Genomic DNA, 24,821 nt, shown 5'->3' with positions numbered 1-24,821 from the left:
CTAGTGCACTTATTAACAACGCCCCGAATTCACCATGCGGTTTTTATGCGAGCGTGAACACGACAGCACACATGAAGGCGAGGAGGCCGAGCGAAAATCCGATGATCGCCTTCATGATCTCCGCTTCGCCATGATCCATGTTCGCTGCAGCTGCAGCGATGGCGACAGTTTGCGGAGACAGCATCTTGCCGGTCACCGCACCAGCGGCATTCGCGGACACCAGCAAGGTCGGATCTACACCAATCTGGGTGGCTGTGCTGGCCTGCATGGAGGCAAAGAGCGCGTTTGACGAGGTAGCGGAGCCCGTAACCGCGGTACCCACCCAACCAAGGACCGGAGAAATCGCTGGGAAGATCGATCCAGTGGTTGCGAGTACGGCGCCGATTGCCGTGGTCTGGCCCGAGAAGTTCATCACGTAGGCAAGGCCCATGACCAGCGCGATGGTAAGGAAGCTGAACTTCATGCGGCCGAGGCCGTCGATAAGCTCGCGGGGGCCGTCGCTGACCTTGAAGGACGTGTCGGCGCGGGAGTACACGATGGTGGTGACCACACCGCAGAGCAGCAACAGAGTGCCAGGGCCGGAAAGCCAGTTGAAGTTGAACAGTGTGCCGTTGGTGGCCAGGTGACCGTGTAGGCCGGGCCATGGGATTTTGATGTCCGTGGCTGCGAGCGCTGCGGGGAGATCGACGCCGAGTCGCCAGAGCTTTGCGACGCCAAAGACAACCACCACCAGCAGGTACGGGAACAATGCCAGTGCCGCGCCTACCTTAGTGAGCGGGGTAGCCGAGACTTCGGACTGCTGCTCATCGGGTGTCTTCGGCCCCCACATCTTGAGGAAAACGATGCCAACGGTCAGGGACAGGAGGCTGGCGACCACGTTGGTGAGTTCGTAGGTGAGATAATTGGAGGCCACGAACTGCCCGCCGCTAAACGTAAGTCCGAGTACGAGTGCGACCGGCCAAATTTGGCGGAACCCACGCATTCCGTCCAGGACAAAGCACAGGACAAAAGGAACGACGGCGGCCAGGATTGCCATGAGCAAACCGGTGGTCGAGGCGACGTCGTGGAGCGGGCGTTCCGAGAGAATACTGGCCGTGGTGACCGGGATGGCCATGGCGCCAAACGCGACAGGTGCGGTGTTAGCCACCAGCGTCGTAATGACTGCCTTGATGGGCTTGAGGCCGATGGCCAGCAGCATCGCAGTCACAATGGCAACCGGAGCGCCGAAGCCAGCCAGCGCTTCGAGCAAGCCGCCGAAGGAGAACGCGATGAGCAGCGCCTGGACGCGCTTGTCTCCCCTACCCAGGGCTGCGAAGATTTGGCGCAGGTCTTCAAATCGGCGAGCGCGCACGGTGAGGTCGTAGATCCACACCGCCATCCAGATGATGAACACGATCGGAAAGAGGCCGAACACAATGCCCTCGGACATGGACAGCAGCGCCAAGTCAGTAGGCATTCTGAAGCCAAAGATTGCCACTAGCAGCGCGACCACCAGGGACACTGCCGCAGACGTGTGGGCCTTCATTTTCAGGCCCATCAGGCAGAGGAAGAATGTCAACAGCGGTGAAATTCCAGCCAAGGCGGTGAGAGGCAGATTGCCTGCTACGGCGTCGATCGCCGGTTTAAAGACCTCAGTATTTTGCATTTGCTACATCCAAACGTTGAGTTGTGTTGAGTTTGGCATCCGCTCAGCAACATTCTAATCCCGTTTGGGAGATTCTTATGGATGCCAAATCCATGCCTTTTCCACTATGCATTGATAGATATGGGTTAACGCAACCCATTTTTCTGTGATTTTTCTTTCTCGATTCAGACAAGCTTCACGCGGTTTTATTCAGGTATCCTGGGTAACAGTCCGCGATGGCTAGGAAGTGCGTTGATAGCCATCTCGAGCTTTTGATTCAGTCCGCAATCCTTAAAGGAAACATATGCGAATAGCACTCTTTTCCACATGCATCGGCGATGTCATGTTCCCGGACGCAGTAAAAGCAACAGCAGTGATCCTGTCCCGCCTGGGATACGAGGTCGTTTTCCCACCTGAGCAAAGCTGCTGCGGTCAAATGCATGTCAACACCGGATACCAAAAACAAGCGATCCCACAAATCCGGAACTATGTCGACGCCTTTGCCGACCCATCCATCGACTACGTCGTCTGCCCATCCGGCTCCTGCACCGGCGCTGTCCGCGAACAGCACGAACACGTCGCGGAGCGTTACGGTGACGCCGCGCTTGTCGACGGCGCCCGCAAAGCCGCCGCCAAGACCTACGACCTCTCGGAATTCCTCATCGATATCGCAGGAACCGACCAGCTGGGCGCCTACTTCCCACACAAGGTCACCTACCACGCGTCCTGCCACAGCCTGCGCTTTATCGAGGTTGGCGATCGCCCACTTCGACTCCTCCGCAATGTCGAAGGACTAGAGCTGCACGAGCTTCCCAATGTGGAAGAATGCTGCGGCTTCGGTGGCACTTTCTCGCTGAAGAACGCCGAAGTGTCCGCCGCCATGATGCAGGACAAGGTGCGACACGTGCTTGAGACTCCAGCCGAGTATGTCACCGCCGGCGACGCTTCTTGCCTGATGAACATCGGTGGTGGCCTCGCCCGCCAAAAGACGGGTGTGCGAGTGCTGCACCTGGCGGAAATCCTGGCTTCCACCAAAGAGCATCCTTGGTCCCCAACTTCCGCGATCTACGGTAAGGAGGCAATCCTGTGAAAGTAGAACTCGGCACCCCTACCCTGCCACCACGCGCAGCCGACATCAGCTTGCTGCACGGCGACCGCCCGTTCACCAAAGCAGCTCACGACGGCCTGCGCAATGAAACCCAGCGCAAGAACCTTCACCACGCGACCACCACGATTCGTGGCAAGCGCCAGAATGTGGTCGATGAGCTGGACGATTGGCAAGCACTGCGCGAAGCTGGCTCCAACATCAAGCGCGATGTGATGGCTCGCCTTCCGGAGCTGCTTGAGCAATTCGAAGCAGCCGTCACCGCTCGTGGTGGCCATGTCCACTGGGCCCGCGACGCCAAGGAAGCCGGTGAGATTGTCACCCAATTGGTGCAGGAGACGGGCGAAAAGAAGGTAGTCAAGATCAAGTCGATGGCTACCCAGGAAATTAACCTGAACTCGCAGCTGCGCGAGGCAGGCATTGAGGCCCAGGAAACTGACCTGGCCGAGCTGATTGTGCAGCTCGGTGGCGATCGCCCATCCCACATCCTCGTACCTGCAATTCACCGCAACCGCTCTGAAGTTCGCGAGATCTTCCTGCGCGAAATGCCAAACACCGACGAGTCGCTGACCAATGAACCTGCGGAGCTGGCAGAGGCGTCCCGCATGTTCCTACGCGAACAGTTCATGCAGGCCAAGGTCGCAATTTCCGGCGCCAACTTCGGTATCGCCGAAACTGGCACTATCACCATCATGGAGTCCGAGGGCAACGGTCGCATGTGCCTGACCCTGCCGGAAACTCTGATCTCCGTGATGGGCATCGAAAAGTTGCTCCCCACCTTCCAGGACCTTGAGGTATTCCTGCAGCTGCTGCCACGTTCGTCAACTGGTGAGCGCCAGGCGCCATACGTGTCTACGTGGTCGGGCGTGACGCCGGGCGACGGCCCGCAGAATTTCCACGTGGTGCTCGTCGATAATGGCCGTACTGCCGTGCTGTCCGATCCGATCGGCCGTGAGGCGCTGAAGTGCATCCGCTGCTCGGCGTGCCTCAATGTGTGCCCTGTGTACGAACGTGCAGGTGGCCATGCATACGGGTCCACCTATCCAGGCCCGATCGGCGCAATCCTCACGCCACAGCTGACCGGATTCGCTGACCACCACGACCCCAACGCATCGCTTGCCTATGCATCCACGCTGTGCGGACGCTGCAACGAGGTGTGCCCGGTCAAAATCCCGATCACCGATGCCCTCCTGGAACTGCGCCTCAAGAAGATCGAGAACGCCAAGCCGCCTGCAGAAAACGCCATTTTCGCAGGCGTGGGCCTCGCTTTTGGAAATCAGCACCTATGGAGCCTCATCGCGCGCCTGATCTTCATGGGACGAGTCATGGGTGGCACCAAGGGCGCCATCACCTGGCTGCCGGGCTTCCTCGGCGGCTGGACTGACGCCCGCGATACCCCGATCCCGCCAAAGAAGAGCTTCCGCACCTGGTTTAACAGCGAGGAAGGCAAGCGCTTGCTCGCCGAAGAACGAAAGAAGGGCCATGAATAACAGGAATCAAGACGCAAAACAGGAGATCCTGCGTCGCATCCATGCTGCCCACGATCTCGCGGGCACGCCTGCCGGAGCGCACCCGGTTCCCCGGGACTACCACACCACGTTTGACCTCCCGGTCGCCGAATTGCTGGACACACTCGAAGATCGCCTGCTCGATTACAAAGCACAGGTCAGAAAGTGTTCCGAGGCAGAACTAGCAGCCACGATCACCGAGGTGCTCACCGACCGCGGCGCCCAGCGAGTGGTCTACGCACCGGGCCTCGACGCGTCGCTTTTCGACGGCTTCGCCGGCACAGCCACTCCAGATGACCTCGAGTCTGATCCGCGCGACCTCAATGAAGTCGATGCCGTGGTGACAGATTCCCACGTCACCTCCGCACAAACCGGAACAATCTGCCTGACTGCTGGCGATGTGTGTGGCAGGCGTTCTCTCACCCTCGTTCCCGACGTGCATCTTTGCATCGTGCGTCGCGACTCTGTGGTCTACTCGGTGCCGGAAATGATCTCCCGCATCGATCCTGCCAAGCCAACCACCATGATTTCCGGCCCATCAGCCACCTCCGACATTGAGCTTTCTCGTGTCGAAGGTGTCCACGGACCACGTACCCTCATCGTGATCATGGTCGACTAACTGACTTGCCGTGGGGCAGTTTCCACTGCCCCACTCGCAGGTGTTAATATCTTTCCATCGCTTACGCAGCGATCCCGCCCTCGTAGCTCAGGGGATAGAGCGCTGGTTTCCGGTACCAAAGGTCGGAGGTTCGAATCCTCTCGAGGGCACAATTTTTGCCAAAAAGCCGTGTCTTTTGACGCGGCTTTTGACATGTTTAGGCCCCAGAATCAGCAGTTTCCCTTTAAGATAACACTATGATTCGGCTAAAGAATACGATCCTTGTGTTGAGCGCCCTCGGCTTAGCAGCCTGCGGCAATTCCACGGCTCCGGAAACTCCCCAGGTTGTCACCGTGACTGCCAGCGAGTCCCAGCAATCCGCCCCTAGCAGTTCTGCTGCAGCCGACCCAGGTCAGCGAGCGGAGGGCGATTTCCGCAATCCTGCTTTGAACATGTACGCGATCTCTTCCCCAGATGGGAAGGTGTCCTGCTTCCTCCCCACTTCCCAACCTGAAAGCATTCACTGTGGCGTAAAGTTCGTTGACCCTCCTGTCGACACCCGTGGCCGAGTGAACTGGGAGTCCAACGCCGTGCAATGGCATTCCGGAACTGGTTTTACCGTCCTCAACTCGGAAGAAGATCCAGGCCAGGGGGCCACTCCGGCAGTTTTGAATCCTGAAGAAAAGGTCCAGATCGAGGGCTACACCTTCGAAACTGACAAGTTGGGCGCCTTTAAGGCCTCCCGCGATGATCACTACTTCCAGACCTTTGCCGGTGACTATTTCTCCGACACCTTCCCGCCGAAGCCAGGCAGCATCAATTCGGTGTGTGGCGTTCAGCAGACCTACGTCGGCGAGCAATACATTTATGTACGCAAGGAAGGCACCGACTGCAACGAGGCCAAGCGGATTGTTCAAAAGTACTTCAGTGGCGAGGTTAAGCCTCAGGGGTCGAGGGGTATGGCCGATTTTGACGGCTGGCACTGTGGCTCGGGAGCTCCACAAAACTGGCCTGACGTCCCCGGGAATAGGCTCGTGGGCTGCTCAAAGGCCGATGATTCCCAGTCGGTCGTGCTCTACAAATCTGGTTCGAAAGTAGCCCGCTAGCCCCGCCACAGAAGCTAAGTTAGCAAATATACTTTTTACAACAAACCTATTTCATTCTTGGACTTTTCCCGTCTTTCTAAAATTTCCCTTGTAGCCTTGGCCACGAGCTGAGATGTTGACAAGAACACATAAGTGTTCCTGCATATCAGCTGCGCAATGCTGTACAAGGCGAAAGGAATGACGGTGTCTCGGCCACTTACGAATAGGTTTGTTGGGGTTTTCCTCACAGCTTTTCTTGTTATTGTCTCAGCCCTTACTTTCACTCCCCGCGCCAGCGCAGCTGTTGGCGATATCGTTCTCGACAATCCCCAGATCACCACGACCAAGGACCAGCTCCAACAGTGGGATTACGCCCAACTCACCCTTGATTGGTCCGCCCCAGACGGCATCCAAGGCGGCGAAACCTTCGAGATCGAATTCCCGCCCGAAATCTCCCCAGACCAGAACTTTAGCTTTCCCCTCGTGAGCTCAGATGGCGTCCAGGGCGGAACCTGCCAAGTCACCCCAACCTCAATGGTATGCACGCTTAACGACGCCTTCGCAGGCATGGATAACGTCAACGGAACTGTTTCTATAGAAGTTCAAGCCAAGGAAGTCACCGCACCTGGCGAAACCTCCGTCGAACTCATCCTGGACGGAGTACTTGTCACGGTGCCACTACCTGGTGACGGCATCGTCGGCTCAGTTAGCCCTTCCATCACGGGCTCTCAAAAATGGGGTTGGGCAGAAAACAACTACACCGAGTTTGTCTGGCCGGTTATTATCTCGGGCGAGGACGTCGCAAAGCTTGGAACCGCACCGCTGACCATCACTGACACCCTCGGTGGCGGTCACGTCTTCCCAGAAGAACCGGGCAACTTTAGCTTCTATGAGCTGACCCCGGAGCAGTTCGAGACCAACCCGTGGCACCCGTCTCCGGATAGCCACCTGCCGATCCAGTCCATCACGGTCGATCCCTCCCGGACGAGCGCGGACGTCGTCGTCTCCGCGCCAACTGGCGGGTGGGATGACAGCAAGATCTACATCCTGTTCTATCGCACGGTCACTGAAGACGGAAAACCTGCGAACAGCCAGGACAGCTTTGAAAACACCGCCACGGTAAATGGCATGACTTTGTACGAAAAGGTCGTTCGCGAAGAAGGCGGAGACGGATCGATTGAAGGTGTTCCGCGTGGATCCTTCGACATCGAAAAAGTGATGGCTGACAGCTCGGTAGCGCTTCCTGCGAACACCACCTTCACCGTCGAGGCAATCATCGACTCCCCCGCCGATTCTTTCGACGGCACGGAAACCTACACCATCACGGCAGGAAAGATCACCAACGGTGGCACCGAACTACCTGCTGGCACGAAGGTAACACTGCACGAAGTAAACCTCCCGACCATTGACGGCTACACCTTTAACACCCCGAAGTTCACCACCATCGATGCAGGTGATGGATCCGTTGCCATCTCTGACGACGGCGCGACCGCAGTAGTGACCATCGCATCAACCAGCAACGTACAACTGCGACTTACCAACACCCTCCAGGCGGTGGCGACGACCAGCTCCACAGTGTCCTCTTCAGCACCTTCGACCACTTCGTCTACGGAGCCGACTTCCGCTGCGCCATCTTCCACTGCGCCGGTCTCTAGCGAACCGACCCCTAGCGCGCCGACGCAACCGACAACTGTAACCACAGCATTCCCGACCACCGGCAATTCGATCATCCCAATCCCATTGCCGATTCCAATTCCAGGAAGCCCTGGCTCAAGTGAGCCATCTACAACTCCGACTGATGCCGTGTTGGGAGTGCGTAATGCTCCACCTGCTCCGGCAGCTTCCCAGCAGACAGGACAGCCACAGAAGACCTCTCGCATGCTGGCCAACACCGGCGCCAACTCTGCGTTCGTACTTCTTGCAGGTAGCCTGCTAGCGCTGGTTGGTATCGGATTGATCAAACTCGCAAGACGCGCTAAGTAAAAACAGCAAGAAGCCCCTCCTGCCTAGACGCACAGGAGGGGCTTGTCGGTCGTTTTAGGTCTTCCACATTAGGTATGCAGCGATGATGTATACCAGTGCCATAGGCTGGAAGAACAGCGTGGTTACCGCGACGATGATGCGCAAGAAAGTCGCATCCATGTTGTAGGTTTCAGCGATTCCGCCAAGTACACCGAAAAGCATCGAATCTGTCTTGCTGCGGTGCAGCTTTCGGTTGAGGAATGGGATGGTTCCATCCTGGCGGGTGTAGTCATTGTTTGGGGTGGTCATGGCGTGGTCCTTTCCGTGAGAAGTGAAATCCTTGGCGCTTCTTTCACTTTCCAGTATTGCGACTTCGCCACCTGACCACATCAGGTACAACCCTGAGGTCCACCCTGATTTTTATCCGTGAGGATTGGTCTCCATCAGTTTGCCGAAGAACTTGCTCAGCATTGCAGCTTCATCAACAGTGAGGTGATCAAAGACCATCCGGCGAACGGATTCCACGTGGCCAGGAGCTGCTGCTTCCAGGCGCTTCATGCCTTCGTCAGTCAGGGTTACAAAGACACCACGTGCATCGTCAGGGCACTTTTCCTTGACCACGAGCCCTCGACGCTCCATGCGGGTGATCTGGTGGGAAGCTCGGCTGCGATCCCACTCAAGCTGCTGGCAAAGGTCGCGAAGTCGTAGTGAACGACGTTCCGCCTCGGAAAGAACTACGAGGACGGCAAATTCGCTAGCCCCGAGTCCCGACTCCGACTGAAGCGTGTCCTCCATACCTCGTTCCAAGTGCCTAATTCCACCGAGAATGAGACGCCACAGAGCTTGTTCGTCGTCAGTGAGCCAACGGGGGCTAGTTGTCATAGCTATCAACCTTGTCTAGCTGGGATTGCATAAAAATGTTCGCGGTGCAAACTATTGGAAATTACTTTCTACATTTAGCCATATAGCCTATGTAGAAAGTCAACAATAACCAAATCATTGTGACATTTGACATGACCACTTTCAAGCATTGTGAAAATAATTCCGTAAATGTTGTAGACATGTCAACATTGATGGGTTAGTGTGGGTACCACGGACGAACCAGTCCCCCATAATTACTTTTTCAAGGAGAAACAATGTCTGACTTCAACGGTACCTACGCTCTTGACCCAACCCACTCCCGCATCGGCTTCTGGCTGCGTCACGCAATGGTGACCAAGGTTCGCGGCGAGTTCACCGAATATGAGGCTTCCCTCTCCTATGGCGAGAATAACTCCGCGACCGCCACCATTAAGACCGCCTCTATCGACACCAGCAACACTGACCGCGACGCTCACGTTCGTGGCGAGGACTTCTTCAACGTTGAGCAGTTCCCAGAGATGACCTTCACCGCTACTGAGTTCAACATCAATGGCACCGAAGGCACCGTGACCGGCGACCTGACCATCAAGGGCATCACCAAGCCAGTCACCCTTAACGTTGAGATTGCTGGCGTTGCAGTTGACCCTTACAACCAGACCCGCCTCGGCTTCGAAGCCACCACGAAGATCAACCGCAAGGACTTCGGCATTGACTTCAACGCCCCACTGAACACCGGTGGCGTTCTCCTCGCCGAGGAAATCAACATCGAGATCGAAGGCTCTGCAATTCGCCAGGGCTAATCACCTCCAGCACAAAGGCCAGGACGCTAATCGTCCTGGCCTTTTCGCTATTCCACCGCCTTGAGCTCTGCCATTTCGTAAGCTTGCTTGCCCACCACATCCGCATAGCGGGAAGGCATGCAGGTAAGCACAAATACCTGGTGTTGTTTACCCATGAGCCCAAGCAGGTAATTCATTCGTGCAAGTCGCTCAGCGTCGGCATAGCCAAGTGCGTCATCAAGGAAGATTGGTACGCCCTCGTGGTCCGACACCAGTTCGGCCACGGCGAAGCGCGTCAATATTCCCAACTGTTCCCGAGCGCCACCGCTGAGATCAGACAACGTGACGGCAGTGTCATCGAGGATGCGCTGCTCGATGTCTAGCTGATCCGTCAGCTCAAACGAGACCTGTGGCCCGAAAAGCACGCTTGCCAAACTAGTCAGCTTTTCTGCGAAAGGTTGAGCGTAACGGGCTCGAGCTTCATCGCGGTGGCGCAGCAACGTCTCCCGCAGCAAAGCGATTCCCTTTGCTTGTTCGAGAACCCGATCAAAGCGATACTGCGCAGCCTCCGCTGCTTCCCTGCACCGAATGAGTTCTTCGGCAGCGCCCTCGGCGGCGTTGATCTGCCCACGACGTAACTCAATATTCTTTTCAGCGCTGTGCATGGTTACTTGCAGTTGTTCCAGCTTTGCTTCGGCGCCTTCCAGCAGGCCCTTCACCAATTGCATATCAGGAGTTGCGGCCTTGAGTCGTTCAACTTCCTCTTGAACCTCGGTTACATGGGCGGTGGCAGTTTGGACATCCTGATCCAACTCCTGCTCTGTTTGTGTAGCCGTCGCGAGCGTTTGGGCAAGCTTTTCTTTCTCACTTTGGGCAGCCTCGAGGTAGGTTTCCTGCACTTTGAGCTCAACAATCTTGTTGTTCTTGGATTCGGATTCCAAAGCACGCTTGGAAGCCTCCATCTCGTTTTCAGCTTCGGCGAGCGTGGTTTCAAGCTTCTCAACCTCAAGCTTTGCTGCTTCGAGGTCTACTTCGTGCGGATCCGATTCAGCTACTTTACGAGCCAGCACGTCAGCTGTAGCGCGAAGAGCCTTCTCGTCTCTACCCGCTAGAGCCACATCCCGCTCGCGCAGCGCAGCGTCCAACGCACGCACCAGCTCTTGTTCAGCTTCAAATTTCGCGTGTGCTTCATCGGCATCAGAACATTCGAGCTCACGCAGCAGATGCTGCAATTTTTCACGAGCAGAAGAAAGCTGCGCTTTATCTGACTCGCCACCTGCAGCCGGGGTAAAAGTCGCGGAAACTGTACCGATCTGCAGGTTGGTTTCTTCAGTCAGCGCAATGTTGCATTCGCCGAGCGTGACATCTTTTCCAGCCACCTTAACTGTTGTTGGGCTGGAGGCACTCAAGGCAATAGTTGCGGACTGTGCGCTCACCTTTGCTTCGGCAATCTTTACTGCGAGTGTGGCCTCGTTGAGGGCTTGAATCGTGGCGGCCTCGACCGGGTTCGTCGGAATGCGTTCGCGCAATTCGCGCACCGCGGAATCACGGGCGTCGAGGTCTGCCAGCACTTCCTTGATGCTGGAAAGTTCAGTTACGGCCCGTGCTTGGTCGAGAGTCTGGCGCGCAACAGTGAGCTGCTGTCGCAGCTGCGCCACAGCGCTCGTGGACTCCTGCTCTTGTTTCTGCGCAATGGCCATCCGCTGAATGTGAGTGTCTTGAGCTGCACGCAAGTCTTCCAGTGCTTCGCCTAGTTCCACGCACTTCTTGTTGGCGACAACCAATTCTGTCTGCAGCAACGTCCGTTGCTCCCGGGCAGCAATGGCAACAGAAAGACGATGTTCAGCAGCTTGTACTGCCGCCATCGCTTTATCAAGCTCAGCCTGCTGCAGCAATGCGCTCTCGTGTTCGGCACGTCGCGTAGCTAGCTCAGCCTTAGCGTTGGGAATGGCTTCCGCAGCGTCTGCAAGCCGGCGGTTTTCGCGCTCGATGTGGGCGACATCGTCCTCCAGTCGGCGGACCTCAGCCTCTGCTGTCTCGAGTTCCGCCAGCGCTTTATCCTGCTCACTTTGAGCGGACTCAAGTTCCAAGCGAGGCTTACCCTTCAGCGTGTAATACCGCTGGTAGCGCTCGTCTACTGCTTTCATTAGTTCGGTGTCATCGGTGTTCGAGGCGTCACCATCGAGCTGTTCCAATGCTGCACCAAGTGCGGGGATTCCGGCAGCGTTGATCACCGGATTTACCTCACCTTGAGGCACCAAAAGTGCCTGCGCGAGGGATACATCAAGGTGCTCGGAAAGCAGTTCGCGGAACTTGTCTTCTGCTTCTTTGCCCTTGTACTCGGCCCGGCGTGGCGCTTCAATAGTCAGTACCGCTGAAGTCTTCTTCTTGTATTGCTTGGCAATGCGGAAAGTCACGGGCCCCAGGGTCGCACGCATGGATACGAAAATTGGCTGATCATCACCAAGGGTTTGGATGCTCTTTAGCTGCGCGGTGTTGGAATCGAACTTGACCTTGGGGTTTTGCAGCAACTGGAGCGCTTCGACCACGGTGGACTTGCCGGCTTCGTTGTCTCCCGAAATGACGATGACACCGTTGTCAGGGATATCGGTGAGCTTGAAGTGCTTCAGGCTGCGGAAGTTGCAGATCTCAATGTCATGAATGCGCATGTCTTAGGCCCCCTGAGCTAGTCGGAACATGAGTCGAACGGCGGCGTCAGCAGCGGGATCATCCGAAGCCATGAGCTCCTTCAGTGCCTCCCGCGCGTAGCCAGTGATGTCAAGGTTGGCCAGGTCATCCTCAGTGGGGACTGCCATCAATTCCATTCGTCGCTCGCGTGGTTTAAGGGAAGCAAAAATCTGCTCAAGCTCCTCCAAACCGGTTTCGAGGTCCCGCAACGCCCCAACATCCAGAGTGCCCTGCAGTCCATATTTAATAGCCACTTGGGATTTATCTGGATAGGCTCGCAGCTTCGAGAGAAAGGCCGCCACGTCTTCCTGGGAATTGAGTTCCTCATCCAGCGCCTCGAACGTCCAGGTTCCGATCTTGACTGGAGTGACCTTGAGTGCATCACCTACCTCAACAACCAAGGCATTGCCCGAGTTGTTCTCGCCACCGGACATGGAGGCATGATCACGGAAATCGGTAACTTCCGGGGAACCAGAGAACCACACTGCCCCAGTGGAGCCAAGTGATTCAGTGGAGTGGGTATCGCCTAGCGCGACATAGGCGATGCGCCCGTCGGCAAGCGCGGCTTCGACGGTGGCTAGATCGATGAGGTCGGGGCGGAATTCGCCGCGCGCGGCAACCTGGCCGTGTCCGACGAGGATACGGGTAGTTCCGGACGGTATTAGCGGAGCGAGCGCCTGGCTAACGAGGTCGGTGGCTGCGCGTTTGGAAAGTAGTGGCGCACCGACGATTTCCACTCCCTCGGCAACCGTGATGGGCGTGCTATCCGCGATGACGTGCACGTTTTCCAGAGCCTCGGTCCGGTGGAAGATGCTATCGGCGGTGAGTGGATCATGGTTGCCGGGAAGTAAGTACACCGGGACAGGTAGTGCTTTGAGGGTGTCTAGTGCTCGGCCCATGGTTTGGGGGTGCAAGGAGTTCGCGTCAAAGACATCCCCTGCTACCACGATAAAGGCGCAGTCATGCTCGCGCGCCACCTCACCTAATCGTGTGATGGCGGCTAAGCGGGAGGCGTCGAAGCGCGCTTGAGCTTCCTCTGAGAGGAACCAGCGGGTCATTCCAATCTGCCAGTCCGAGGTGTGCAGAAATCTAATGTTTGTCATGGCTCAACTCCTATCACGCGCCCCGGACACCATCCGGAAATCATTCGAACATGCCTGCTCACGGCCCTTATTGTTGGCGAGTGAGGAAATCGTAGAGATCTTCCAAATCGCTCACAGCCCGCAGCTCTTCCACCGCCGTGTAGGACACGGTGCGCATGGCCTTGTGCAGGATGTCTGGGTCGGCGTCGTCGATGGCGGGAGCTACCTTTGGGCTTGGCAAAGTGGGTAGCTCGCCGCCGTCCCAAAAGTGCTCGTTGTCAACGTTCACGGAGGCAGTGCGCGAGCGGGCTTCCTCCTGCATTGTGCGTTCGAGCTGTGCGAAGTTCAGTCCGCGCATGTCGAAGAGCATCGCCGGGGACTGCCCTACCTTGTCTGCAAAAATCTCTAGTGCAGCGACCCCGTGCTTGCAGCAATCAGAGTTGTCGGGGCAATCGCAGAGGATGCGGACATCGGTGGGAGCGTCTGCGAGCAAGGTTGTGACCATGCCCGGCGTGAGCCGCCCGGCGCGTGCATTCGCCAGCGAGCCGGGTTCACTGAGCAACGCTGTGGTGAGTGCGCGCATGTCATCGGAGGCGCGTCGAGGGAAAACGACGGCAACGGTGAAGGGGTCGTTCTGTGAGCCTGCAACTGACGCGAGAATTCGGTCTCTATGCACGGCAAAAGACACGACGTTGCCATTGCGGGCGTAGGCAATGCCACGGGAAATCCTGCCTGAATCGGCGCGGAGCTCGTAGATCTCTTTGATGAATGCCTGCTGGTGGGAAAGTCCGACGGTGCGTCGTTTTTCCGCCGGTGGCGGTGTCTCTACTCTGGTCTTTCCACCGAAGTTGGCATAGATGACATTGTCTTTTCGTGCGCGCACCGACATTTACGATTCCCTCCCTCGGTAACTCATGAGCAGCGCCAGGTCATCTGGGGACAGCTCAGTGATCCACCCCTCGCCTGCGCCGACAATGGCGCTGGCCAGGTGCATCTTTCCGTCCAGGATATCTTGAATGGATTCTTCCATGGTGCCGCGCGTGATCATCTTGTACACGCGCACGTCGCGGCGCTGTCCAATGCGGAATGCGCGGTCGGTCGCTTGGTTTTCTACCGCAGGGTTCCACCATCGGTCCATGTGCACGACCACATTGGCAGCGGTGAGGTTCAAACCAGTGCCACCTGCCTTGAGCGACAGGATCATCGCAGGCGGACCGTCTGGGGATTGGAATTCGGCCACCATGCGGTCGCGCCCGGTTTTGGACACGCCTCCGTGCAGGAACGGGATATCGCGGCTCAGTCGCCCGCTCAGGTACGGCACGAGGAGGTCGCCGAAGGCCTTGTACTGGGTGAAAATCAGCATCTTCTCCCCGTTTTCCGTACAGGTCGCCACCAAATCCATCAGCGCCTTGACCTTGCCAGAGCGGTGCTTGCCACGCCTGGTCATCAGCGAGCCATCTTGCAGGTAGTGCGCCGGGTGGTTGCAGATCTGTTTGATGCGGGTAATGGTGGACAGCACCAAGCCACGCTTCGCGATCCCCTCCGCCGACGCGAGCTTTTCCTTCACGTCCTCCACCAGTGCGGTGTACAGCGCGGCCTGCTCTGCCGTCATATCAACGGTTAGGATCTCCTCGCTCTTTTCCGGCAGGTCATCGATCACAGCCGGGTCAGTTTTGAGGCGTCGCAGGATGAACGGCGCAGTGAGGTCACGCAGCCGCTGCGTCATCATCTCATCATTTTCCCGCTCGATGGCCTTGGCAAAGTGGTTGCGGAAAAAGGACGCCGACCCCAGCACACCGGGGTTACAAAAGTCCAGGATGGACCGCATTTCCGACAGTCGATTCTCCACCGGCGTGCCCGTCAGCGCGATGCGGTGCCGCGAGGGCAGCGAACGCACGCTTTGCGACGCCTTCGTCGAGGAATTCTTGATCGCTTGCGCCTCATCGAGCACCACGCGATCCCAGTCGACCTGTCCCAAGAGTTTGAAGTCCCTGCCGACCACGCCGTAGCTCGTGATCACCAGATCGCATGCCCGGGCTTTCTCCAGGAACTCCGCCCCCGTGAGACGAGCTGTTCCGTGGTGGGACAGTGTCTTTAGCGATGGCACGAAGCGTGCAGCCTCTGCCATCCAGTTCCCAACCACGGACGTTGGGCATACCACCAGGGTGGGGCCACGGTCCGGGTATTTGTCTTTTTCCACTGCTACCAGGGTGAGCAGCTGGAGGGTTTTGCCGAGGCCCATGTCGTCGGCAAGCACGGCGCCGAGTCCGGTGGCGCTCATCCACACGAGCCAGTCCACGCCGCGTCGCTGATATTCGCGCAGCTGGGCGTGGACGGTGTCGGGGATGGCGACTCGTTCGGGTGCGGGAGTGTTGGGCCCGCCGAGGAGGGCCGTGTGCCAGCCGGTGCCGGTGAATTCGATGGGGACGTCTTCGGCTAGTTTGAGGGCCAGTTCGCGCAACTGCGCGATACTGACCTGGGAGATCTCCTCCAGGCCCTTGTTGAACCGCTCGAGCATTTCCTGTGCTTGCTGCTCGAATTCATCGGCTCGTGGATCGCCGTTGGCGCGTGCGAGCTGGGCCCGCATCATGGCCGTCTCCATGCGCTTCTTCAGCGACTTCCGGGAGGTTTTTGACAGCTCCTCCACGTATGCGGAGATCTTGTTCAGCGCATCCGTGTTCGCCATGACCCACTGGCCACGCAGGTTGATCAGCCCGGCCTTCGAGGAAACGAGCTCGGCCATCTCCTCCTCGGTGAGCTCAACGTCGCCCAAGCTAAGCTTCCAGTTGTACTCAACCAGCTGCTCCAGCCCAATCTGGGACTTCGTCGGGGCGATCGCCCTATCCCCAGGATCGGTGGTTTCCAGGCGCATCTTCGGCTCGTAGACTGCCCACGCCTTTGGCAGGAGCACCACGAAACCGGCGGCACGCAGCTTGGCGACGTCATTGGTAATAAACGATACCATTTGCTCGGTCGTTAGCGAAACATCCAGGTCACCTGTGCCGTCCCGCAGGAGCGCGTCCGAACGGCCGGCTTCATCGGCGAGAACTGGCGCCGTGTTTTCCAGAAGTTCTTGAAGCCGCTCTAATAGCTTCCGGGTCACCGGATCCAGCTGTGAGGTGCGAATAGGTTGCGGGGAATCTGAGTCGAGACGGATCTGCACCCGAACCATCCACCCACGATCATCAGGGGCGATGCTTTCCTCTTTGGGTTCCTCAACAATCACCACGAGGGAAACGTCTGCCCCTGCGATTGATTCTTTCCATGCCTTGAGCTGCGAGACCAGCTGGGGACCACCACGACGAATAGGCGTGGAGCTGAGCAGAGAATCGGCAAAGTCGTGCCACGCGTACGGACGCGGCAGTTCATAAAGCGGTTTGAGCAGCGCGTTGGCGATCCAATGTGGCAGCTCGTCGGCCAAATCCTCCATCACCCCGGAACCGCCATTGGCGATGAGTACGCCAGGAGCAGCTGCCGTCATTTCGGCCATCCAACCGAGCTCACCAAGACCGGTGGCCAATTGCCACTGCGGCCACCACTTGGAGTCCTCCCAGCGGGTGCGCAGCACCACTCGGCCCGCTTTTACAAACCGTTCCAGACCTATGAAAGCCCTGATCAGCCACAGCAAATCTGGGGCGATGAATGACCGCTGCGCCATCGGGGTAGCAGGAGTCTCGAGGTCGAAGATCGCCAACTGGGCAAGCAACTCGACCGCCTGTGGTGGGGCGTAGGCCGCAGTAGGGATATCGAGGGATACTTCCCTCCCCTTCGGAGTGCGGAGCGTTGTTTTATGCACGTGGCGGAAGCTTTTGCCGTCGAGAAGCGCCGTGATCAGCGGAGGTAACGCATCTGCGGGGAGATTTTCGGGCACCATAATTTTGTGCCCCTCCACCTGCTCAATCCACAAATGGAGCCCGGAGGAACGCGTCCAGAATCCGTGGAGCAGGTGCGAGGTCATATATAAGGTTCTACCAGTTATTTGGCAGGGGGCTGCAAAAATGACAAAAGGGCGCCCGGGGCACGATAGGATACTTTAGCTATATGCGGTCCCACGCATAATTAAGTGGATCTTCCTCGGAAGGTTCGTGGCCCAAAGCTGCCGCGCAACGCCACGTCATACGACAAGCCCCTGGAGGAGAACGCCCTACCGTGAGTGAACACAGTTGGTTCATCGTTGCGATCATCATCTACATGGCAGTGATGCTCGCCATCGGCTACTGGAGCTACCGCCAAACCAAGCGGTACGACGAGTACATGCTCGGTGGACGAGGCCTCGGCCCGGCGGTGGCCGCGCTGTCGGCGGGAGCGTCGGACATGTCCGGCTGGTTGCTGATGGGCCTTCCCGGCGCACTGTTTGTCGCCGGTTTCTCTGAACTGTGGATCGCTATCGGCCTGTTGATCGGCTGCTGGGCGAACTGGAAGTGGATCGCGCCGAGGCTGCGCGCCTACACGGAGGCTGCTAAGAACTCGATTACGGTTCCGAGCTTCATCGAGAATCGCCTGGGTGATTCCTCCCATATCCTGCGCGTGACGTCTGCCCTGGTCATCCTGGTGTTCTTCACCTTCTACGTGTCCTCGGGCATGGTGTCCGGCGGCAAGTACTTTGAGTCCACGTTCGGTGGCGATTACCTGACGGGCATGCTGATCGTCGCGTCGATCACCGTCGCTTACACCTTCGTGGGTGGCTTCCTCGCGGTGTCCTACACCGACGCTGTGCAGGGCCTGATCATGTTTAGCTCGTTGATCATCGTGCCGGTCATGGCCCTGATTGCGCTGGATAATCCGATGGATATTTTCGGCTGGCAGACCACGAACGACTACGGCCCTTACACCAGTGGCGAAGGCAACCCGCACTACTTCAGCATGATTTCCGGTGTTTCCCTGGCCGCGATCATCGGCAACATGGCGTGGGGCTTGGGTTATTTTGGCCAGCCGCACATCATCGTGCGTTTCATGGCCATGCGTAAGCCTTCCGATGCTGTTCCTGGCCGTCGCATCGGCGTGTTTTGGATGCTGTTCTGCATCCTGGGCGCCGTGTTCACCGCGATGATCGGCACCGTATTCTTCGCTCAGAATCCTGACATCCAGGTGACTGACCGGGAAGCCTTCGAAACCGTCTTCCTGGACATGGGCCGGATTCTCTTCCACCCATTGATCGCAGGCCTCGTGCTCACCGCAGTCCTCGCCGCCATCATGTCCACGATTTCCTCCCAGCTGCTGGTGACCTCCTCCGCTCTCATCGAGGACCTGTACATGATCACCGTCAAGCGCCAGCCTCGCCAGAAGAACCTCATGTGGCTGTCCCGACTGTCTGTGCTGCTCGTCGCCGTTGTCGCGGGCGTGCTGGCCATCAACCCATCCGACTCGATCCTCGGACTGGTCGGCTTCGCCTGGGCGGGCTTCGGTTCGGCGTTCGGCCCGCTGGTCATCGCCTCGCTTTACTGGAAGCGCCTCAACGTGCCAGGCGCCATCGCCGGTATGGTCGTGGGCGCGGTGGTGTCCTTCGCATGGGGCCAGAGCCCGCTTTCCGACGTCCTCTACGAAATCGTCCCAGGCGTCCTCGCGAGCGTGCTGTTCATGGTTGTCGTGTCCCTCATGACCAAACCACCAGCAACCCACATCACCAACACCTTCGACAAGGCAGTTTCCCTCTCCCGCGAGAAGGGCGACCTGACCCCGGAGATGCTTCGCTAACAAATTCGAAGGATCCTTTTGAGGCGGTTTCGCAGTCTAACTAAGTGTGACTAGAAACCGCCTCTTCTTCATTTCCCTTGTCCTCACCACGCTCATCCTCACAATCCTCGACCGCCCCACCTACCCCTCACCCACCCCATCGCTCAACAAAACCCTGCCGCACGTCCCCACCGTCCCGCAGCGCCAACTGGTGCACGGCTACGACCGCGACAAATTCGGCGACTGGGCCCCCACGCTTATCGACGGCCATAGCTGCACCACCCGGGACCTCATCCTCTCCCAGGCCTTTTCCTCCCCCGTCTCCCCGTCCTGCTCCGTCCCGAAGACAGCCGCCCTCGACCCCTACACCGGCTCCCCACTAGGCGACGACATCCAAATCGACCACATCTACCCCCTCCGGGCAGCCTGGGACCTCGGAGCCCACTCCTGGAGCGCCGAACAACGCGCCCGCTTCGCCAACGATCCCCTCAACCTCGTGGCCGTCTCAGCTGCAGCAAACCAAGAAAAATCCGATTCCTTGCCCTCTGAATGGCAACCAACCCTCCGCACCCGATGCTGGTACGCCCGCAGGCTCGCCCTCATCGCAGCCACCTACGGGCTTCCCCTACCAAAAGATGACATCGCCACCATGAAGCGAGCCTGCTATGGTGAACTGTTGTTTCGTCCCTAAACTTTGGAGCTCAACTTGCTAATCCTGCACATCCTGACCGCCATCCTGTTCCTCGGCCCAGTCACCGTCGCTACCTCTACCTTCCACGTCAAGGCACTCGCAGCACACAACGGTGACGCCGACGCACGCGGCGCAGCAGCACTCCTGCACAAGATCAGCAACACCTACGGCATGCTCTCGCTCCTCGTCCCACTGCTGGGCGTCGGCGAATTCATCGAAAAGGGCCTCTTCGACAAGGGCCAGTTCCACGCAGCCATCGGACTGTCCGTAGTGGCCTGGGCCGTCCTCTTCTTCCTCATCCTCCCCCGCCAAAAGAAGATGATCGCAGCCCTCGGACTCGACCCAGAAACCCCAGCAACCGAAATCGCCGACTGGAAGAAGGCCAAGGGCCAGCTCTCCATGTTCGGTGGCATCTTCGCGCTGCTGTGGCTGGTCACCGCCGCACTGATGTTCATCTAGGGAAATCTTTCCCCTAATTGGGCACGAATTCTGGCGTTTCCCCAGGACAGCGTGCCAAAGGACGGGAAAGATTTCGGAGGGGAGGAAAAACCTCCCCTCTTAGGACAGGTTTTCCGGCAAAAAACCAGGAAGGCTTGCCCAAAGACGGGAAAGATTTCCTCCCGACACAAAAACATCCCCCATTTGAACCTCCTGTCCTGGCATTTTGCCGGGATTCTGGTCCAAATGGGGGATGTTTTTCAGCTTTTTAGCGTCCGCCGCGGTATCCGCCTCGGCGGTCGTCGCGATCGCGTCCGCCACGGTAACCACCGCGGTCGTCACGGTCGCCACGGTATCCGCCACGATCATCGCGATCGCCACGGTATCCGCCACGGCCACCACGATCGTCACGGTCTCGGTCGCCGCGGTATCCGCGTCGATCGTCGCGGCTGCGACGGCCGTCGGAGTCGCGGTCACGGAAGCCGCCACGTGGGCCCATGTCTGCGCCTGGGGCTGCTTCGATGTGAATCAGCTGGCCAGAGATTCGGGTGTCTGCGAGACGTTCCAGCACGGAGGCTGGCATGTTCTTTGGCAGCTCGACGAGGGTGTGGTCGACGGCGATGGTGATGCGGCCGAAGTCCTTGGAGTTTAGGCCACCTTCGTTCGCGAGGGCGCCGACGATGGCGCCTGGGCGCACGTGCTGACGCTTGCCCACTGCGAGGCGGTAGATCTCCATGTCGCCGTTGCGTTCAAAGCGAGAACCACGGTCGCCGCGGTCACGGCGCTCAAAACGATCGCCTCGGTCGCCACGGTCATCGCGGTCAAAGCGATCGCGACGGTCACGGCGCTCTGGTGGCAGTTCCTTCATGAGGAACTCGTCGCCAGCCTGTGCCTGGGTGGCCAGGGCTGCGGCGATGTCTTCGAGAGGCACATCGTGCTCTTCGGAGTATTCCTTCACCAGGGAGCGGAAGAGCGCGATTTGCGAATCTTCGAGGGACTCGGTGATGGAGTCAGCGAACTTGGCCTTGCGGGACTCGTTGACCTCGTCGACGGTTGGCAGTTCCATTTCCACGAGGGTCGCGTTGGTGGCGCGCTCGATGGAACGGAGCATACGGCGCTCGCGTGGGGTCACGAAGAGGATTGCCTCGCCGGAACGACCTGCACGACCGGTACGGCCGATGCGGTGGACGTAGGACTCGGTGTCGTGAGGGATGTCGTAGTTGAATACGTGCGTGATGCGTTCAACGTCAAGGCCACGGGCAGCAACGTCGGTAGCGACGAGGATGTCCAGGCGACCGTCCTTCAGCTGGTCGACGGTGCGCTCACGCTGTGCCTGAGCGATGTCGCCGTTGATGGCGGCTGCGGAGAAACCGCGGGCGCGCAGCTTCTCTGCCAGCTCTTCGGTTTCGTGCTTGGTACGCACGAACATGATCATTGCTTCAAACTCGGTGACCTCGAGGATGCGGGTCAGGGCGTCGAGCTTGTTGCGGTGCGCCACGTTGAGGAAGCGCTGGGTGATGTTCGTGTTGGTGCGTGTTTCCGACTTAACGGTGATCTCGCGAGGGTCGTTCAGGTACTGCTTGGAGATGCGGCGGATGCCGTTTGGCATGGTCGCGGAGAACAGTGCGATCTGCTTGGACTCAGGGGTGTCAGCGAGGATACGCTCGACGTCTTCCTGGAAGCCCATGTTGAGCATCTCGTCGGCTTCGTCGAGGACGAGGAAGCGCAGGCCGGAGATGTCGAGGGAGCCCTTCTCCAGGTGGTCGATCACGCGACCTGGGGTACCCACGACGATGTGGGCGCCACGGCGCAGACCGGACAGCTGAATACCGTAGGCCTGACCACCGTAGATCGGAAGCACATTGAGGCCACCGAGGTGATCAGCAAATTGCTGGAAGGAGTCCGCAACCTGCAGTGCGAGTTCACGGGTAGGAGCAAGCACGAGGGCCTGAGGCGCGCGGACTTTAGCGTCGATACGCGCGAGGATTGGCAGCGCGAAGGCGGCCGTTTTGCCGGTACCGGTTTGAGCGAGGCCGACGACGTCGTGGCCTTCCATCAGCACTGGGATTGTTTGGGATTGGATCGGGGACGGGGTCTCGAAGCCAACCTTGGCAATAGCCTTCAGCACTTCTGCAGGCAGTCCCAGGTTTTCGAAACCTTGCGTGGTGTCGTCCTCAGAAGTGTTCGCGTCCCTGATGTCGTCATTGACATCCAGCGAAGTTTCCTGAGTTTCCGACGTTGTGACATTTTCCAGCTCTTCTACGCCGCTGGCAACGTTATCGGTGTTACTCATCGCTTAACCACGCTACGCCACTTGGGGCCAGATTGCGAAGTTAATCAAAAATTGCCCTCAATTGATAACAATTCGTCAACGACGCCCTCACGCTAGATTAAGCGAATTTATAGTCGATTTTATGAAAAAGTCACTTGCCCTCATTTTCCTATCAGTTTTGGCCACCACTTCCCTGACCAGCTGTTCCGGATCCTCGGAATCTCACGATTCCGTAAAAGACAAGGACGGTCGCACGGAAAAAGAAGCACAAGTGAATGAATCAGAGGTGTACGTTGACGGCCGCCTGATGAAACTGATCGGCGGGGCTAATCCTGACGACTGGTCGGTCGAAATGACGGCGGATGAGTCCGTAAAGCTGATCAAAAAGGCTCAGGAGGACTACCGCGCTAACCCAAGCAAGCCAGTGGCGGTCCATGTGACGGTCGACGGCACCTCCACCGAGGTCGTTTTTGAGGACCCTGCGGTGGATCTTGCTGGGCCGTGGGAGAAGTTCGCGAAGGAAAGCACGAAGCTGAAGGACCTGCCGGACACCGTCCACCACTTCGCGGGCACCGAGTCGCACCTCGACAACGAGCTGTCCTCCTACACCGACCGCGTTCCCGTGGACCAGTGCGTGAAAAATATTCAGGACATGGCCAGTGCCCTCGCCACCCTTGATCCTGCCCTCGACAATGACTACGCCGCCCACATCGGCGCCTACTCCTGCGGCGAACAGGAATCCGAGATCGTCTTCCACATCTCCCGCAAGCAGGCCGAGTTTGCCAAGGATATGGCCGCAGCCTACGGAAAGATCGACGGACCAGCCACCTACTCCGAGATCTACTACGACGGCACAACCGGCGAAACCACCTTCACCCCAGATGGCGGTGGCGAGAAGTTTGCCGCGCTGCAGGAGGTCGTCGAAAAGCACGCCAACGTCGCGCACTAACCCCGCGCTTATCGACGAGCGGGTGCATTTTATGCGGAAGGCCGGAAGAAATGTACAGTTAGGCTGTCACAATTCTCTATGAAGACAAGGTAATCCCATGTCCCCAACCGTCAAGGGTGCCGGGCTGAAGGCCCGTCACATTCACTTCATCGCCCTCGGCTCGGCGATCGGCACCGGACTGTTCTACGGCTCCGCCGGAGCAATCCAGGCGGCCGGCCCGTCCGTGTTGTTGGTTTACTTGCTCGGCGGCGCTGTCGTTTACTTCATGCTCCGCGCACTCGGCGAGATGGCTGTCCAAATGCCTATCGCCGGGTCCTTTGCAGAGTATGTACGCGTGCACCTTGGCGGCTGGTCCGGCTACATCACCGGTTGGATGTACGCCTTCGAGATGATCATCGTGTGCTTGGCGGACCTCACCGCCATCGCGATTTACATGAAATTCTGGTTCCCTGACACGCCACAGTGGGTGTGGGTAGCCGTCACCCTCCTTATTGTTGGCGCTGCGAACCTCGCCTCGGCCCGCTGGTTCGGCGAGCTTGAATTCGGCATGACCATTATTAAGGTCTCCGCAGTTGTAGCGATGATCCTCGGCGGCGCAGCCATCCTGATCTTCAACCTCGGCGACGGCAATCAACACGTGGGCATTGACAACCTCTGGAACGACGGCGGCTTCATGCCAAACGGCGTCACCGGCATGATCTCCGCATTCATCCTCGTGCTCTTCGCCTTCGGCGGTACTGAGATCATTGGTGTCACCGCGTCCGAGGCTGAAGACCCGGAGAAGACGATCCCGAAGGCTGTAAACACTGTCCCGGCGCGTATTTTGCTGTTTTACGTGCTCGCGATCTTCTTCATCGTCTCGATCAACCCATGGCGCACTATTACTGGCGAGCAGTCCCCATTTGTGCAGATCTTCGGCACCTTGGGCGTGAATTGGGCCGCCGCGCTCCTCAATGTTGTGGTGATCTCCGCGGCGCTCTCAGCCATTAACTCTGACTTGTTCGGTGCTGGCCGTGTGATCACTGGCATGGCTCGTTCTGGCCAGGCACCTGCGTTCATGGGTGTGACCAAGCGCGGTGTGCCAGTGATGACCACCATTTGCCTGCTGATCGTCCTCGTGGTGGGCGTGGTGGCGAACTACTACATGCCAGAATCCATCTTCTCTACTATTGCAGAGCTGGCTACCTTCGCCACGATTTTCGTCTGGCTGATGATCCTCCTCGCCCAGGTCGCCTCCAGGCGAAACATGCCAGCCTCCGAAGTCGCTGAGCTGAAGTTCCCAGTGCCGTTCTGGCCATACGGACAGTACTTCGCCATCGCATTCATCCTGTTCACCTTCGGAATCATGATCTGGCAATCCGACTTCCACTTGGCACTGATCGCCGGCGTCGTGTTCACCCTCATCATGAGCGTCCTGTACTTCGCGGTGCGGGCGGAGAAGAAGTAGGTAGTCAGGACATTCCCGCGTTTCGCGGCAACGATAATCCCCGTTAGATATTGGACGTG

The 24,821-nt window shown here is 58.2% G+C and carries 19 protein-coding genes and 1 tRNA gene; 12 read left to right on the top strand and 8 right to left on the bottom strand.

Annotation, left to right across the window (positions count from 1 at the left end; all coding sequences use genetic code 11):
• Positions 1-43: 43 nt before the first annotated feature.
• Positions 44-1,645 (bottom strand): L-lactate permease, encoded by a 1,602-nt coding sequence (locus WG939_RS10335; protein ID WP_339985452.1) that lies wholly within the window; start codon positions 1,643-1,645, stop codon positions 44-46.
• A gap of 283 nt (positions 1,646-1,928) precedes the next feature.
• On the opposite strand from WG939_RS10335, the gene WG939_RS10330 reads away from it, so the two are divergent.
• The 6 genes from WG939_RS10330 to WG939_RS10305 all read left to right on the top strand — a co-directional run bounded on the left by WG939_RS10330 (position 1,929) and on the right by WG939_RS10305 (position 7,903).
• Positions 1,929-2,714, top strand: a complete 786-nt coding sequence (locus WG939_RS10330; RefSeq protein WP_339985450.1) for a (Fe-S)-binding protein — start codon at positions 1,929-1,931, stop codon at positions 2,712-2,714.
• Positions 2,711-4,219, top strand: a complete 1,509-nt coding sequence (locus WG939_RS10325; RefSeq protein ID WP_339985448.1) for a lactate utilization protein B — start codon at positions 2,711-2,713, stop codon at positions 4,217-4,219. The genes WG939_RS10330 and WG939_RS10325 overlap by 4 nt, the downstream gene beginning before the upstream one ends.
• Entirely contained in the window at positions 4,212-4,856 is a 645-nt protein-coding gene (locus WG939_RS10320; protein WP_339985446.1) for a LutC/YkgG family protein, read from the top strand. Before WG939_RS10325 ends, WG939_RS10320 begins: the two co-directional genes overlap by 8 nt.
• 76 nt (positions 4,857-4,932) lie before the next feature.
• Positions 4,933-5,005: transfer RNA gene (locus WG939_RS10315), tRNA-Arg, on the top strand.
• An 87-nt stretch (positions 5,006-5,092) separates the two neighbouring features.
• Positions 5,093-5,941 carry a hypothetical protein gene (locus WG939_RS10310; RefSeq protein ID WP_339985444.1) on the top strand — a complete coding sequence of 283 codons (849 nt, stop codon included), beginning with the start codon at positions 5,093-5,095 and terminating at the stop codon, positions 5,939-5,941.
• Between the two features lie 183 nt (positions 5,942-6,124).
• On the top strand, positions 6,125-7,903 hold the full coding sequence (locus WG939_RS10305; protein ID WP_339985442.1) for an Ig-like domain-containing protein: 1,779 nt from the start codon (positions 6,125-6,127) through the stop codon (positions 7,901-7,903).
• A 54-nt stretch (positions 7,904-7,957) separates the two neighbouring features.
• On the opposite strand, the gene WG939_RS10300 is transcribed toward WG939_RS10305, so the two are convergent.
• Positions 7,958-8,191 carry a PspC domain-containing protein gene (locus WG939_RS10300; RefSeq protein WP_339985440.1) on the bottom strand — a complete coding sequence of 78 codons (234 nt, stop codon included), beginning with the start codon at positions 8,189-8,191 and terminating at the stop codon, positions 7,958-7,960.
• 111 nt (positions 8,192-8,302) lie between these two features.
• Positions 8,303-8,764 carry a MarR family winged helix-turn-helix transcriptional regulator gene (locus WG939_RS10295; protein WP_339985438.1) on the bottom strand — a complete coding sequence of 154 codons (462 nt, stop codon included), beginning with the start codon at positions 8,762-8,764 and terminating at the stop codon, positions 8,303-8,305.
• Between the two features lie 254 nt (positions 8,765-9,018).
• Between WG939_RS10295 and WG939_RS10290 the strand changes: the two genes are divergently transcribed.
• A complete protein-coding gene (locus WG939_RS10290; protein WP_339985435.1) occupies positions 9,019-9,543 on the top strand; it encodes a YceI family protein in 525 nt (174 codons plus the stop codon).
• Between the two features lie 47 nt (positions 9,544-9,590).
• Here the strand turns inward: WG939_RS10290 and WG939_RS10285 are convergent, their stop codons facing one another.
• The 4 genes from WG939_RS10285 to WG939_RS10270 all read right to left on the bottom strand — a co-directional run bounded on the left by WG939_RS10285 (position 9,591) and on the right by WG939_RS10270 (position 17,250).
• Complete coding sequence (locus tag WG939_RS10285; protein WP_339985433.1) at positions 9,591-12,191, bottom strand: AAA family ATPase; 2,601 nt, start codon at positions 12,189-12,191, stop codon at positions 9,591-9,593.
• 3 nt (positions 12,192-12,194) lie between these two features.
• Positions 12,195-13,313, bottom strand: a complete 1,119-nt coding sequence (locus WG939_RS10280; protein WP_339985431.1) for a metallophosphoesterase family protein — start codon at positions 13,311-13,313, stop codon at positions 12,195-12,197.
• Positions 13,314-13,380: 67 nt separating this feature from the next.
• Entirely contained in the window at positions 13,381-14,181 is an 801-nt protein-coding gene (locus tag WG939_RS10275) for a hypothetical protein (protein ID WP_339985429.1), read from the bottom strand.
• Positions 14,182-17,250: a DEAD/DEAH box helicase gene (locus WG939_RS10270; protein WP_339985427.1), complete on the bottom strand. Its 3,069-nt coding sequence runs from the start codon at positions 17,248-17,250 to the stop codon at positions 14,182-14,184.
• 191 nt (positions 17,251-17,441) lie between these two features.
• On the opposite strand from WG939_RS10270, the gene putP reads away from it, so the two are divergent.
• Genes putP through WG939_RS10255 form a run of 3 tightly spaced genes read left to right on the top strand, consistent with a single transcriptional unit; the run spans position 17,442 to position 20,115 of the window.
• Positions 17,442-18,986 (top strand): sodium/proline symporter PutP, encoded by a 1,545-nt coding sequence (putP, locus tag WG939_RS10265; RefSeq protein WP_339985425.1) that lies wholly within the window; start codon positions 17,442-17,444, stop codon positions 18,984-18,986.
• A 46-nt stretch (positions 18,987-19,032) separates the two neighbouring features.
• Positions 19,033-19,656, top strand: a complete 624-nt coding sequence (locus WG939_RS10260; RefSeq protein WP_339985423.1) for an HNH endonuclease family protein — start codon at positions 19,033-19,035, stop codon at positions 19,654-19,656.
• 3 nt (positions 19,657-19,659) lie between these two features.
• A complete protein-coding gene (locus tag WG939_RS10255; RefSeq protein WP_339985421.1) occupies positions 19,660-20,115 on the top strand; it encodes a DUF2269 domain-containing protein in 456 nt (151 codons plus the stop codon).
• A gap of 247 nt (positions 20,116-20,362) precedes the next feature.
• Here WG939_RS10255 and WG939_RS10250 read toward each other — a convergent pair whose 3' ends face one another.
• Complete coding sequence (locus tag WG939_RS10250) at positions 20,363-22,387, bottom strand: DEAD/DEAH box helicase (protein ID WP_339985419.1); 2,025 nt, start codon at positions 22,385-22,387, stop codon at positions 20,363-20,365.
• A 121-nt stretch (positions 22,388-22,508) separates the two neighbouring features.
• Here WG939_RS10250 and WG939_RS10245 point away from each other — a divergent pair, with 121 nt between their 5' ends.
• Together WG939_RS10245 and WG939_RS10240 are read left to right on the top strand one after the other, a co-directional pair.
• Positions 22,509-23,315 (top strand): hypothetical protein, encoded by an 807-nt coding sequence (locus tag WG939_RS10245; protein ID WP_339985417.1) that lies wholly within the window; start codon positions 22,509-22,511, stop codon positions 23,313-23,315.
• Between the two features lie 97 nt (positions 23,316-23,412).
• Positions 23,413-24,762 carry an amino acid permease gene (locus WG939_RS10240; RefSeq protein ID WP_339985415.1) on the top strand — a complete coding sequence of 450 codons (1,350 nt, stop codon included), beginning with the start codon at positions 23,413-23,415 and terminating at the stop codon, positions 24,760-24,762.
• Positions 24,763-24,821 lie beyond the last annotated feature (59 nt).

This window comes from Corynebacterium sp. H130 (assembly GCF_037572395.1).
Taxonomy (GTDB): Bacteria; Actinomycetota; Actinomycetes; order Mycobacteriales; family Mycobacteriaceae; genus Corynebacterium.
This window is presented reverse-complemented; position numbering and strand designations above follow the sequence as displayed.

What these genes read in the sequence shown, in the direction of transcription:
- WG939_RS10335 (WP_339985452.1), bottom strand. Translation starts at nt 1,645, where the DNA reads ATGCAAAATACTGAGGTCTTTAAACCGGCGATCGACGCCGTAGCAGGC.
- WG939_RS10330 (WP_339985450.1), top strand. Translation starts at nt 1,929, where the DNA reads ATGCGAATAGCACTCTTTTCCACATGCATCGGCGATGTCATGTTCCCG.
- WG939_RS10320 (WP_339985446.1), top strand. Translation starts at nt 4,212, where the DNA reads ATGAATAACAGGAATCAAGACGCAAAACAGGAGATCCTGCGTCGCATC.
- WG939_RS10310 (WP_339985444.1), top strand. Translation starts at nt 5,093, where the DNA reads ATGATTCGGCTAAAGAATACGATCCTTGTGTTGAGCGCCCTCGGCTTA.
- WG939_RS10300 (WP_339985440.1), bottom strand. Translation starts at nt 8,191, where the DNA reads ATGACCACCCCAAACAATGACTACACCCGCCAGGATGGAACCATCCCA.
- WG939_RS10295 (WP_339985438.1), bottom strand. Translation starts at nt 8,764, where the DNA reads ATGACAACTAGCCCCCGTTGGCTCACTGACGACGAACAAGCTCTGTGG.
- WG939_RS10290 (WP_339985435.1), top strand. Translation starts at nt 9,019, where the DNA reads ATGTCTGACTTCAACGGTACCTACGCTCTTGACCCAACCCACTCCCGC.
- WG939_RS10285 (WP_339985433.1), bottom strand. Translation starts at nt 12,191, where the DNA reads ATGCGCATTCATGACATTGAGATCTGCAACTTCCGCAGCCTGAAGCAC.
- WG939_RS10280 (WP_339985431.1), bottom strand. Translation starts at nt 13,313, where the DNA reads ATGACAAACATTAGATTTCTGCACACCTCGGACTGGCAGATTGGAATG.
- WG939_RS10275 (WP_339985429.1), bottom strand. Translation starts at nt 14,181, where the DNA reads ATGTCGGTGCGCGCACGAAAAGACAATGTCATCTATGCCAACTTCGGT.
- WG939_RS10270 (WP_339985427.1), bottom strand. Translation starts at nt 17,250, where the DNA reads ATGACCTCGCACCTGCTCCACGGATTCTGGACGCGTTCCTCCGGGCTC.
- WG939_RS10250 (WP_339985419.1), bottom strand. Translation starts at nt 22,387, where the DNA reads ATGAGTAACACCGATAACGTTGCCAGCGGCGTAGAAGAGCTGGAAAAT.
- WG939_RS10245 (WP_339985417.1), top strand. Translation starts at nt 22,509, where the DNA reads ATGAAAAAGTCACTTGCCCTCATTTTCCTATCAGTTTTGGCCACCACT.
- WG939_RS10240 (WP_339985415.1), top strand. Translation starts at nt 23,413, where the DNA reads ATGTCCCCAACCGTCAAGGGTGCCGGGCTGAAGGCCCGTCACATTCAC.